This window comes from Alkalibacillus haloalkaliphilus, assembly GCF_007991275.1.
Classification (GTDB): domain Bacteria; phylum Bacillota; class Bacilli; order Bacillales; family Alkalibacillaceae; genus Alkalibacillus; species Alkalibacillus haloalkaliphilus.
The window spans coordinates 42063-55536 of sequence record NZ_BJYA01000018.1; the positions used below are offsets into that span (position 1 = coordinate 42063).

At 32.1% G+C, this 13474-nt stretch carries 10 protein-coding genes; all 10 read right to left on the minus strand.

Annotated features, from left to right (window positions below):
• Window positions 1-98 precede the first annotated feature (98 nt).
• The 10 genes from AHA02nite_RS12455 to AHA02nite_RS12505 all read right to left on the minus strand — a co-directional run bounded on the left by AHA02nite_RS12455 (window position 99) and on the right by AHA02nite_RS12505 (window position 13427).
• The gene (locus AHA02nite_RS12455; RefSeq protein ID WP_146817779.1) at window positions 99-539 is read right to left on the minus strand and encodes a hypothetical protein; all 441 of its coding nucleotides are present in this window, start codon (window positions 537-539) and stop codon (window positions 99-101) included.
• A 705-nt stretch (window positions 540-1244) separates the two neighbouring features.
• On the minus strand, window positions 1245-2156 hold the full coding sequence (locus AHA02nite_RS12460; protein WP_218025426.1) for a hypothetical protein: 912 nt from the start codon (window positions 2154-2156) through the stop codon (window positions 1245-1247).
• 767 nt (window positions 2157-2923) lie between these two features.
• Window positions 2924-3190 carry a DUF1871 family protein gene (locus tag AHA02nite_RS12470; protein ID WP_170236101.1) on the minus strand — a complete coding sequence of 89 codons (267 nt, stop codon included), beginning with the start codon at window positions 3188-3190 and terminating at the stop codon, window positions 2924-2926.
• 124 nt (window positions 3191-3314) lie between these two features.
• Window positions 3315-3641 (minus strand): GIY-YIG nuclease family protein, encoded by a 327-nt coding sequence (locus AHA02nite_RS12475; RefSeq protein WP_246118863.1) that lies wholly within the window; start codon window positions 3639-3641, stop codon window positions 3315-3317.
• A 620-nt stretch (window positions 3642-4261) separates the two neighbouring features.
• The gene (locus AHA02nite_RS12480) at window positions 4262-5266 is read right to left on the minus strand and encodes a PD-(D/E)XK motif protein (protein WP_146817788.1); all 1005 of its coding nucleotides are present in this window, start codon (window positions 5264-5266) and stop codon (window positions 4262-4264) included.
• 15 nt (window positions 5267-5281) lie between these two features.
• The gene (locus AHA02nite_RS12485; protein ID WP_146817791.1) at window positions 5282-8101 is read right to left on the minus strand and encodes a Z1 domain-containing protein; all 2820 of its coding nucleotides are present in this window, start codon (window positions 8099-8101) and stop codon (window positions 5282-5284) included.
• Between the two features lie 150 nt (window positions 8102-8251).
• Complete coding sequence (locus AHA02nite_RS12490) at window positions 8252-9277, minus strand: hypothetical protein (RefSeq protein ID WP_146817793.1); 1026 nt, start codon at window positions 9275-9277, stop codon at window positions 8252-8254.
• 114 nt (window positions 9278-9391) lie between these two features.
• On the minus strand, window positions 9392-9805 hold the full coding sequence (locus AHA02nite_RS12495) for a hypothetical protein (RefSeq protein ID WP_146817795.1): 414 nt from the start codon (window positions 9803-9805) through the stop codon (window positions 9392-9394).
• Window positions 9806-10502: 697 nt separating this feature from the next.
• On the minus strand, window positions 10503-11060 hold the full coding sequence (locus AHA02nite_RS12500; protein ID WP_146817798.1) for a recombinase family protein: 558 nt from the start codon (window positions 11058-11060) through the stop codon (window positions 10503-10505).
• Between the two features lie 369 nt (window positions 11061-11429).
• Window positions 11430-13427 (minus strand): hypothetical protein, encoded by a 1998-nt coding sequence (locus tag AHA02nite_RS12505; protein ID WP_170236102.1) that lies wholly within the window; start codon window positions 13425-13427, stop codon window positions 11430-11432.
• Between the last annotated feature and the right edge of the window lie 47 nt (window positions 13428-13474).

Genomic DNA, 13474 nt, shown 5'->3' on the forward strand with positions numbered 1-13474 from the left:
GTTATGACGCTCACTCTACAGTGTTTCTGTTCATAATCGTCATTTAATTAAATACAGTATTTCATCTATCATCTCGGAAATTTAATAGGAAGAAAACCTTATTCTTTTATCAGTACAGGATTTAGAATACCTGCAACTATTCTTTCTGACAAGTCAGTACGTGCTATTACTGTCATGGATTCACTTTCTTCTAATTCAAACTCTATTTCTGTTGGCGAATTATCAGTATCTAGGTTATATTCATACAACTCTTCACCTTCATCGTTTATGAAGGTGAAAATTATACTAGAATTAATTTCCTTCCAAGAATTTTCATAATAATCCTTATAAGGCATTATAGATAATGTCCCAGCAAATTTATCATAATCAGACAACTGCCCACGATCAACATTACTTTTCACAGCAACATAATTCATATTTTCAATTATCTCAATGTCCGATTCGTCATCCATAAAAGGCCCATTATTATACCCATCTAGCACTTCCTGTATCGAACGAGGGTTGATATCCATCCAAATTATATCATCGTAAACTTCCATGTTAGAGTCATGTACCTCAATACCCTTCTGAAAATCGGTCTCATGAGGAGGAGTATGTGCTTCCCACTGTAGATCACCTAATGAGATATCTCCATCTAAGTACACTCTATTATTAAAACTTATTTCATCATGCTCCCCTTAAGAACGGTTTCTGAATATATGTTGTGAATGAAGAACGCTAAAAAAATTCCTAAAATTAATATCGCCAACCATTTCCCTAAATCTTCCGCAAATTCAGTGATCGCATCAAATATCATCTTTTTCCTCTTTTCTACACTTAAACTTTTTGTGCTTACCTAAAGTTTTCATTGTAATTATTAAAATTCTATCAATCCCTAATCAATATATAAATGTGGAACAGTTGTCCCCCCTCTGCTTCCAACTATCCCATCATTTCATATCCTTGACTCAAACATTTATGGATGTGATGTAGAATTTAAGTAAATATAGATTTCCAAAGTCTTCGCTCAATCGACTACGACAATATTTCCTACTTTTTTCCTCCACCTACCATCCTTTCAGGCCTTTCAATCCAAAAACAACAAAATTATGTGGGGAGTATACTCGATTTCAAACTATTCTAGACATATGTAAGGTGATTCTTAATTATCTTAATTGCACTTCAAACCAGTCATGGCGGGGCTTTTAATTAAGAACCCTTCAATCTTATCAGTTCTTAACTAAAACCATATTTGAAATAATAAATTAATTTACAAGTTTAATAGCTTTAATAATGCTTTTAAAGTCTATTGATTCTAACGAATTACGTTCTTGGATTAATTCTTTTAGTTTCTTAGATTCATACCCTAACTCTTTTGCTTCTTCTTTTGTTAATTCACACTTTTCTTCGTCCAATTGAACAAAATAACTTTCTTTTTCCTTTTCAACCTCAAATTCATGAATCTGTTTTAAATTTTCCATATCACAAAGGTTTTCTTCTTCGTCCTTTTCTTCCTGTTCATTTGTTTCATTCTGCGGTGTTTGATTATTTTCTTCCTCAGTAGTTTCAGAGTGTTCGTTTGATGTATCATCATTTCCGTTTGAACTTGATGTATCGTTTTGTTCATCAGATGTATTGCTCTCTTCATTGGTTGTAGAACTATCATCTGTTTCTTTATCAGAAGTCGAGCTGTCATCTGTATTATTAGAGTTGTTATCAGATTCTTCGTTCGAGCCTTCTGATTCACTTGATTCCTTGTCTGTATTTTCAGACTCATTATCATTAGAAGTGTCTGTTTCTTCTTCCTTTTCGCTTTCCTCTTGTTCGTTTTGTTCGTTTTGTTCCTCAGATGAATTATCAGGTTCTATGATATATACCGTTAATGTTGGATTAGGTTGTCTGGGTACAGGAACGTTTTCAAACTCTTGACCGTTGTATTCTACTGGGTAAGTTAGAGAACCATTAATGTAAAATTGATCCTCACTTTCTTGATAATAGCCCCATACTGTATCACAAGGGTCTGTCGCATCTGCTTGATTATTAAAATCGTGACTATTACCATCAATTGTCATTTCACACGTTGTTTCATATTCTTCTTCGTCTGCAAAAGTATTTGTTGGAAAGGCTACAAGTAATAATCCTATAAATAAAACCAATGTTCTAGTTATACTTTTCAAGTTTATCTCCCCATTTAAATCTTAGTATGAATTTGAATACAATATATCATAAGTACTAATAAAAATGAATATTTTGTGAATTTTTGGCGACAATTGTCTATAATTAACAAAGTTAAATATTATCATAGGGAATCAATACTTATAATCCAATTCATAGTATCAAATTCCTCAGTCGCATCGTATAAAAAGCTTAGTTCACTTTCTAAGGGCAAATATTTTTCATAGGCTTGATTACCTTTACTTCGCGCTTTGTGTATCGTAAACTCCTTTTTCGTTAAATTTAATTGAGCTTCATAATGTTTATTAAAAATGCAAACATTTAACTCTTGGAATTCAATTTGATAAGGTTTATGAACAAATTCAGTAAACATTTGATATAACACAGGAGTGATATAAAGCGTCTGCCTACAAACGGACAAGAGTGATTATTTTTAAATAGATCGTCAAGGGCATCTCTATCATACGCTGTCAATAACATGAGATAACTCGGCATTTCTATAAAACCATTTGTAATTTCATATAAATCTTTGCAAGAGCGACAACCTAATACTACTTTATTGTTATTTTCCAACAGACGAGCACCTCCTTTTTCAGGCAATTCAGTAACTCTACCCTGTAGCAGAAATAATAATAGAAGTTGAAACTGTTTATTCTATCTACTACAACATTTATACATAGAGGAAAGTTATAATGAATTTTAATCGAAAAATAAAATAGCCACAAAACCTCCTTATACAGAGCTTGTGACTATAGCACAGTACCATTAATTATTCGTATAGTTCCTTCCAGATATTTTTTGCAATAATTAAGGTTTTATTAAAATCTAATTCTCTACCAAATGTATACTTGAAACTTTCAACAATACTCTCTGCTAATTGAATTTCATCTTCATTCTCCAAGATCGTATTGACTACCTTTTCAACCTCTTCTTCATATTCATCAGGTGGAGCTCCCATTTCAATTAGTTGCATTGGATCCCAAATATTAATATGTTTTGTTACCACTTTAGTAGCTAAAGGTTTAAGATAACTCACATAATCCTCCTTCACAATATAAAATGAAAGTTTTAAAATTAACTTAGCCATTTTTTAGGTTATCTACGTTTCTTCTAAATTATATATAAAACTAACTTTTTTGTTTACACTCGCATAATAGAGTTTAATTGTTCCCTCTAGTTTTATTATAGCCTTTTTTGTAAGACTCATAGGCTTCAATGGCATACCTCTTCAATTCATTTAAAGTGTTAAAACCACTATTTTCAAGTGCAATCATTTTAATTACCCAATGATCTCCGTATTTGAAATCTGCATACACATCACCATTTCCTCTTCCAGTGAAATGACTGTTTACTCTATTCAATACTTGCTTCCCTTGTCCTACATAATAAACGTCTTTAGACTTATTATATAAAATATAAACTCCTGCAAAATTATAATTGTTTGAATACAATGGTTTTCCACTTCCACCAAAACTTTTATTTCTCATTACCCAAAATTCATCATGCGTTATTTCTAATGTGTTGTTAGCTAAATCAAATATTTGCTCACTTATTTTCTTTTGGTTTTTAATTTAAGCTATATAAAAAACAATTATAGCTATTATAAGGACAAATGGTATAAAGAATAGCAAATCCACTAAATCACCTTTTAAATGTAAATAGTGCGAATAAAAATAAAAAACTACCTTCTCCAAACGATTACCAACCAACACAAAAATACCTCAGCCCCTTTATTTATAAAAGGGGCTGAGGTTAATCAGCTATTATTACATTTATCACAAAAAATATTAAACGTCCTCGAAGCAAACATTCTTCACGCATAAAATGCTGATATGACAACATACTTAAGCAAAAAGGTGCAAAAATAGTACAAAACAATAAGTAGTGTCATTTAAGTTTTTACCAGGTACTTATTACAACTCTCTTAATGTCAGGAATAATAAAGGTTGCAACCTTTGACTTAAACAACCTATAACCCCAATTAAGTCAATTACAAACTTTTAGGAATAGATGCAAGGATTCTTCTAACTCAATCAACAACACACTCTATTTTATAAAGACCACTAGAATAGCAGGATAATTCCTCATTCATATCAAAAACCACTAACTAAGTTATATTTACAAGCATTTCATTCTTATTAACTAGGTAATCTTCACAATCCACTAAATTAATACTGTATGAAACACCTGAAACTCCCTGCCTCATTTCGCTTGGTAAAATTCTTGGAAACCTCCCTTTCACTTCGAAAACCGATTCCTTTCTAATTTCATAAGAGGTATCATAAGACAAGTCATGTAGATCATCATAGTTCCACTCGTCTAACTTATCATTGAATCTCTGATATATGAATGGGTCCGTTTGAAATAGATCCTTCACTTCATTCACTAATGAAGGCAAGGTCACTCCACAGTTTGGTGTCTTTTCTAACGATAAGTGATACATATACAGATGATTTAGTCTATTTTCATCAAGTTGAAACTCATTGGCTATTTTCACCTTTTCATTTGCTCGATATAATGAGGTTTTCACTTCTACCTCTAGACGATTGTAAGAGAAGTCTCGATTTGCACCTTCTGGACCAATCCACCCATTGATAACTAACGCCTTGTCAATCCCTGCATTTACTTTTAATTTTATGAGATATAATTCAGCCAATAGTCCACGTTGTTGCTCCTCCGTTAACTTTAAGCTAACTTTCCGTGCTAAAAACTGCTGCCACTTTGTCAGCCGTTTGATAAAAGTTCTAACAGCAATCACTTCATCAGTAATTTTATCCATCCTTCGAATCAAATCCATCGTTAACGTTTCAAAGAATTCCATATATTCTTTTTTCGTTACGGTTAAAGTAATATCGATGTAACTATCTCCCCTAATGGATTTATATAGCTCTACATTATATCCTTTAGTTTCAGGAATATCGTGTGGGTTTGGAGCCATTTGAACAGGGATTGACACAGTTAACATTCTTTTACGTGTATTAGCATGAAGCCCAATGTACATACAAACTTCTCCTGCCCAAACCTGTAATCGTTCAACTACTCCATCTTTCTTTTTAGATCTTGCTATTTCTGATTCCATCTCTAACCATAAATTCTTTGGTGGCTCAAGCATTAAAAGCACCTTCCTTTACTTTTCATCATATAGATTTGCAAGATAGGTATCATTCGCTAAATATTTTACAGATTCCGCCGTTTCTGTTTCTGGGAAACTAATTGCATAAGAAACAATTGGTTTACACTCTCCTGGTACAACATAGGCAGGGTCGATAATATAAATCATAAGGAACCCTGCTTTATCTGGTCGGTTGTATCGAACAAAAGGACCAGCTGGATAATAAATTTTTGTTGGATCTGAATTTTTATTTTCACGCATATGTTCACGATATTCATTCAATGCTTGAGTATAATGCTCTGGATAGTACACCTCCATATCCATCGATTCATGGCGTTTCGAAATTAAATGGGCTTTCTCAATCTGAAAATACGTGGGGTTAGTTGGGCTAGCATCTTTTCGTATAACCATACCAACTTTGTGACCTGCAATATTATGAAATACTCTATATTTAGTTACACCTTCCCCCCCTAATTTTATTTTGATTTTCTTCTGTGATGAACTCATTATTTGCACGGTCCAATTTGTTAACCTACCCAAATTGACTTGTTGTTCAATATATGAGCTTAATGCTTCCGGATGAGTATTTACAGAATAAGGATGGTTTATAAAACTCATAATCAATTCCACTACTTTATCTGCTGAAATCCCTCCCCACTGAAGAGTTCTCTTACTATCAGGTGCTCCTAACGAGTCAATCCATTTTTCGAACATCATATAGTTATTGGCGATTATTTCCTTATTTTTATACATAAAAGTATGAGCAGCCAATTTCCCACTAAAGTTAACGGTTAATTCGGTGCTATTTCTTTTTTTGTTTGGAGATGTGACATGAAGGCCTTCAGGGTGGGTTCTTACCTTTAGCCCGTATTCTTGAGGAGTTTTGCCTCTCGCATTCATTATGGCAAATTCTTGTTTCATTTCTTCTTCAATCTTCGCCATATGAATGTATGCATTGACTAAATCTTCAGTTGTATATAAACGACATAAATCGATAAACCCATCTTTATATCCAAAAAAGCGCCCCATTTGTACAAGCGTGTCTCCTGCACTTGTGCCTCTTAATAAATAAGAAATCGACAGCCCTTCTAAAGTCAATCCACGCGATAACAAGTCTCCTCCTACAGCAATTACATTTAATCCGTTTTCACTGTAATCATCATAATTTAAATATTCACGTCTTTTTGAATTAACTGTCCTCACTTCAATAATTTGAACCTCTTCTAACAACATTTCTTTCACATCATACCAACTGGTGCCAGTGATTTTTTTGTCCCGAACCATTTCTACGGTTTCTTTCGTTGTATTTACAATATCCGAGAAGTACAATTCCTTAAAAATTTCATATATAGGGTCATCTTGATCTTTGAGTGCATTCTTAATGTTTCGCAATTCATCATCAATCAAGTCTGCCACATCACATTGCACATCTTTAAATCGAGAAACATGCACAAGCATAGAATTATGACTTTTCTCTTGCTTCCTAGCCTTCCGAACACAACACACCAATATAAACATTTGGATAGCTTCTCGCAAGCTATTTGGAAGTTCATTTATCTCTAAGTTTATTTTATGAGGGGATGGAATAATGTCTTCGGTATCAGTAACCCTCCTTATAATTGGAAGAGAGTCTTTATGCTCTAACCCCAATTCATCATCACTTTCTAACCCGAAGATTTTAGAAGGACCATAATAATTGGTGGGTGTTGGCATGTTAACAATAAAATCTTTGGGAAAGAGACTCAAACCGAATTCTTCCAAGTTTTGTTCATCAGTCTCTTTCTTAGCAAATACATTGGCATAAGGGGTAGCAGTATAACCTATATACGCGTTTTTCCGAAATAATTTCATAATTTTACGCACATTTCCATTAATAGCTTTTACTTCGTTATTCTTCCCAGTATTTGCTGTATAAAAGTCGCATTCATCATCTAAAATAACCGCTGGCACATCATCAATATATAATTGACCTGTTTCTGAATCAGTTTTTGCATTGCGCTTCAGCCATGACAACACATTTTTTAAGATAGAATCATTCTTTTTTACTACAAGTAAAATAGTATCGCCACCAACTTTAATATTGGTATCTGACAATATTCTGTTGAAATCTTCTTGGTACTCCTTCCCTGTCAATGAATGAACAGTTGGCAAGTTGTATGTATCACCTAAAACACAAATACTTCCTTGGTCACTATATTGCTCTTCTAGAACATATTCCCCTAAGAAGCCTTCATCAATTCTTTTTTGTGTCTGTGTTCGAAGTCCTTCATCATGTCCACCTAGAACGATTACTAACTTTGCACCTGCATCTACAGATTTACAAACTAATCCTGTATAATGAGTCGTTTTTCCAACTTGAACTTTTCCAGACACCACCCCGAAAACATCCTTGAAATCTTCCCCTTTTGGGTTACCCATCATATCCAAAACACGATTTGTACTACTGTCGAGAGAGGATATAACAAGGGATGGCATTTTTTTTACTTGTTCTAGATACGTTTCATATCTCTCCCAAAAATGCCACTTGATATTTGATATCTCTTCATTCAACCAAGGTTTTTTCTTTTTTGATGACTTACCTTGAATAACTCGTTCTTTGTCATCAATAAAGATGGACATATCATATTCCAACCTTTTCTCTAGCAATTCTTGATCATAGTCAGCATGTTTATCAATCGCTTTTACCATATGATTCACCTTTAGTAATATTTCCTTCTTATCTCTCATATTAATCATGTTATTATTTTTACGATAGCTCTTCATCACCACAGGTAAAATACGTAAAGCTTCTTCCGTAAAATCCAGGTCTTGTACCTTTAACGTTTCATTCGACATTCAAGATCCATCTCCTAATTAAATGTTTTTAAAATTATTTACATTTAATTAAGTTTTTAAACTGGGACAATATGAAATAAATTAAAGGAGGTGTTCTAAAAGTAACTTTCAATCACTTTTGGACACCTCCTTTGTTTTATTTCAATCTATTCACTTAATATTTTGGGAGAACAACCTTCCAACTGTTTTAATTGTAGCTTGAAGATTTTCTAACAGAACTTTACACACATCAAAAGTCAATTCTTCACGCCCTTCATACCCTACTTTTCTTAAAGTATTGTAATCAATATTACCAGTATGCATGAGGGCGTTCCGGAATTTATAGATCGAATGCAAACTATTATAAAGCTTGGGGTCGATTTCATATAAACTATGCCCAGTTAGATACTTAAGAATAATATTGTAATAAGAATTAATAACTTTATTATTACCTGCCACCATTAACTTTTCTAATACAATATCTTTTTCCATACCATATATTTTAGGTTCTGTAAGCTGTTTTATGAACGCTTCAGCAGCAATTGAGCTATAAATTATAAAGTCATTAAATTCACTTTCAAATAAAGCTACTTTAGCTTTATTAACAAATTCCATCCAAGGTGATCCAACAATAACTAAGTTATCGCATTCATCAACAATCGAACCATCTATAGGGGTGATTTGTTTACTTCCTGTCTCCAGTTCTGTTTGGTAATTATCCCAATATTCATACCAAGCCCGAAAACTAGTATTCATTGATTGATTAGGATGTAAAAAAATAAACTGACTTTTGATACCTATATTTTTACTTAAAGGGTTCATCGACAAACCTTCTACCCAAAACATTTTTGTTTTAATATTAAGAGCTTCTAAATATGTATTTAGTCTTTCTCTCAGTAATCCAAAAATCAATTTTCTATCATCGTCTGGCAACTCATAGATAGAAATATGGTTTATTACTTTGTGATTATAATCCTCAAATGAAAAAATTTCCGTTACTGCTTCAACATCAATAAATAAACAATTATTATTTGGATAATCTGCATTATATGGTTCATAATCTTGACAGTTTGGATAAAAAGTAATTTCAAATTTTGAGAAATGCTCCGTAGGGCTTAATCGAGAGGTAATTTCTTTACTTTCTTTCATTCTAATAATATATGGTAACTTTATCCTAGTGACAACTTTTAATCCCATATCACCGCCCTCCTTACTTTTATAATACTGCTACTTAAACATTATTAAGAGTTAACATAATCAATTATAACTAGAGATACTAATATAAATAATTATAGGAACTTTTACTTGTAATTAATACCACTTCTTATCATTATGGAACTCTAACGCTTTTATTAGCACTTTATAGTTACTACATTGCCACATTCGTAAAAATGCGTATATAGCATAAGGTACAGTTAATGAGTACAACCATACTGAAGCATTGCCAAAGTTTACCAAAGCAAGAGTTACCGCTACAATAAGTGACATTAGAACAGTATAATAAGTATTACTGTTTAACCTTGACTCTAATTTTATTTCAAGCCTCTTCTTTAATATTTTCATATCATATGTTGTAAGCTTTAAATTATCAAGTTTCTCCAATGCAATATGTAAATCTTTAGAAAATGGAAAAAGCCTTTTTTTAGGAATACTCAAGTCTTTTTCAATGCTCTTTAACCATTTATCTGTATTTGTAATCTCTTCTTCACTCTCTTTTAATACCATAACCTTATCCCTCCTGAATAGAGTATTCGACAAAATATAAGAAAGTCCTTCAATATTTCCCAACAATCAAACAAACGTCATACTTTTTCTTCCAAAGAGAAGGAATAATTTATATAAATACAAACGAGCTCTAAATATGATTTTTCAGAAATAAATGTATATATATAAAAGTATAGACTTTGGCATAAGATTATATATATTATTAAGTGTAAAGAATTTAGTTTATAGGTATTTAGGGGAACAGTATATAAATAAACTATATTTATAGAAGCACTATGTCTGAGTATTTTCATAGCAGAAGACCGGCTATTAGACATATTATAGGGGTTTAAACCTATGGATATGAAAAACTTAGAATTGAACAGAATAATAGACTTATCAAAAGAGCTCAGTTATGAGAAGGAATAAATGACGCTATAAACTATTTAACTAGTCTAGAGAGAGAAATATTGAAATTTGTTGAAGAAGTAGAAGTGAAATTGCTAGATTATCTAGAAATTTTGAAGGGTATATGCATTTTACACAGTGTTTGAAAACCTGCCGAAAAAGCAGCAGAGCATTTCAACCTAGAAATTGAAGAAGTAATAATATTTTTAGAATCAGCAACAGCAAAGGTCAATCAAATATTAGAAAAGAAATAGAGATGGACATTGTCCATTCTCAAATTAAAGGTTAAGAATCCAGTGTAATAATTTCATTAATACTCTTTATGTTTTCTAGCTCGAATTAGTGTGCTCTTAGAGATTCCAGTCATTTCAACAACTTTCTTATAACTATTTCCATCTTCTAATAATTTCAAGGCATGTTTGATTTGTTGTTTTCCATACTTTCTTGGCCTCCCTTCTCTAAAATCACCTCTTTCCTTTGCAATTGCTTTACCTTCCTGTGTCCTTTCGACAATCATATCTCGCTCAAATTGTGCAAAAGATACCATGATATTAAAAATCAGCCTTCCTGTTGGTGTATCTTCTACTATTCCCATATTCAAGACATGAACCCTGACACCTCGATTAAATAGATCTTCAATAATCGAAGTTGCGTCATTGGCTGAACGAGCAAAACGATCTAACTTTGTTACAACCAAAGTATCTCCTGATTCTATTTGGTTTAATAACGTTTGAAATTCAGGTCGATCACTACTTGTTGCAGTGAATTTCTCTTCAAATATTTCATCACAATTTTCTTCCATCAATTTATTTACTTGTGCCTGTAAATCTTGTCCTTTAGTGGACACTCTAGCATATCCATATTTCAAATAAGCACCTCATTTATGAACATAAGTTATGACACCTCTTAATCATTGATTTTACAGGTGTATAAAAAAAGAGTCAAAACTTTTAAGTTTTGACTCCTACTTATACTACTTCCCCGAGAGCGATAAGATTCACCGTACTGTTTTTTTAGGGTGAAATGACTCAGTATTTTTAATTCAAATATATTTTAAAAGTAGTAAAGACCTTTGTTTAACTTGAATTTCCGGACGATATAACGAAGGCATACCTTTATATAAACTGCTCGTTACACGTTATTTTAGGTTACAAAGAATTTCAGCTCTGCCATTTTATATGCCATTACCCGTAAGTATGATAACCCTAAAATAATGATGATTATTACAGACATATGTTTAAAAGGGTAAACCAAAAAATTTATCAGTTAACGTTTTTTCTTTGGGGTTTAATTCCGCTCCCACGTGCATTGTTTTATTAACTTTTAAGACCCCGTCCATCTCTACATTTAGTAATGGTAATTTATAAGATTTACTTTCAAATAATGCTTCAGATACCGTAATTTGAGGTGGATGTTTCAGGAATTTTCTTAATTTATTTGCTGATATTCTTCCTTCATAAATATCAAATTTATCACTAGGTATATCTGATACTTCTCCTTTGTCATAGTACTTTAAAACAGGAGGAGTACGATCAAAAAACATAGTAAAAGCAGACTCATCTATTATGCTACAATTGTTTATCCAGATTTTTTGTCCGACCATAGATGTAGTTAGTACAATTTTGTTAATTTTGGTTGGCCTAAAATCCTCAGGTAAGCCTAACCTGTCATTAACTATACCAATATTCTTAGAAAAATAATCTACTATTCGATTTAACTGCTGTGTATCCTCATGCATTTTCTTCAGCTGGTTACAGTGCTGTCTAGTTGTGTACGGCTGAATATTGGCTTTACATTCTACAAAAAACAGTTCATCATCTTTAACAAATGCAACATCACATTCATATTCAGTTCCATTATCTTTCCTATATAAGCTTTCACAAGTTATTCCGGCTTGATTTAACACTTGTTTAGTTCTCTCCTCAAAACCATAACCCTTAAAATTCAAATTATAATTCTTATTTACAAAATTAGAAGCAAGTGCTCTAGTTGGATCTGAATTAGCTGTAACCGAGGGGACAACGACTAGAAATTCGTCATCAATTTCTACCATTGGACAATCAAATAAATCCTCTGAACTTTTAGAAAAAGTGAAAATGTCAATAATTATATTTGCATCGGCAACACTAAAACCATTTTGATTAAATATTCTTACCCAATCCACCCTTTTTTTACACAAACAAATTTTATTTAAGTTAGTAGCTTTAATCTTTTTCTGTCTTCTTAAAAATCGTCTGGATTCTTTAATAAGTATATTATACGCACTAAGCCAATCTTCTAGAGATATACTTTCTATTTCTTCCTTTAATTCAGCAGAACCAAAATAGATAAACATGAATAATCTATCCAGCTTATTTTTATGTATCGAATCAAGAAGAGACTCCTCGTTCTCTATAATGCCTTTGCTTTTCAACTCACCGATGAAACTCATATGCCAACCATCTCTAAGATTTTGGAACCTTTCATTTGAGATATAATTATTAAGCTGTAATACTTTATCTAATTTTACTTCAACTGTATCACCTTTCACTTTAAATGTACCTTCTGAATACTTCCAATTATCTATTGCTTCATTTAATTGAAGCCAAACCTCACTAAATAATAAGTGTGCTGATGAAGTTTTAATATTTTTCGGAGAAATATTTCTTTTAACTCCTTTAAATTTGTATTTATTATACGAAAAAAACTTTAAGATCATCCCAGTTGACTCAGCTGCTGCATCAAACATGTTTGCTTTAAGTACAATTCTTTCTTTCTTTGGTAAACCGTTTAGCTCTTCATTATTAGGGAGTAATGAAGAAAGTGATTCATAATCCAGTTTAATATTATTTTCAGAGCATTGTCTCAAATAGACTTCAAGTGCTAAAAGAAAAGATGCTACTTTATAATCGTCTTCTACTTCTTCATTCTCTAGAAAATAAGACGCTCTAGTATGGTTAAACATATTTATAATACTTTCAGCTAACCTCTTATCTTCTAATAAAGCCTCTATGCTTTCTTCTGCATCAATCCCACCATGTTCACGTATAATTTCTATAGATTCATTTAAAAGTTTTTCATACTTATTTGACCCAAAAATATCCACACAGATTCCAGAGGACTTTATAAAGTCTAATCCACCATCTACACCTGATTGCTTTAAAGTTTGTGAAAGGCTTTCAATAAACTCCGTCTTATCTTTTAATAAATTTTCATACTTATAAAAATCAAACCTTCGCACAAGATAGTCTTCCAACCTTCTCACCTCGTTAATTAAATTAAGCTAAGTTATTACTTTTAAAG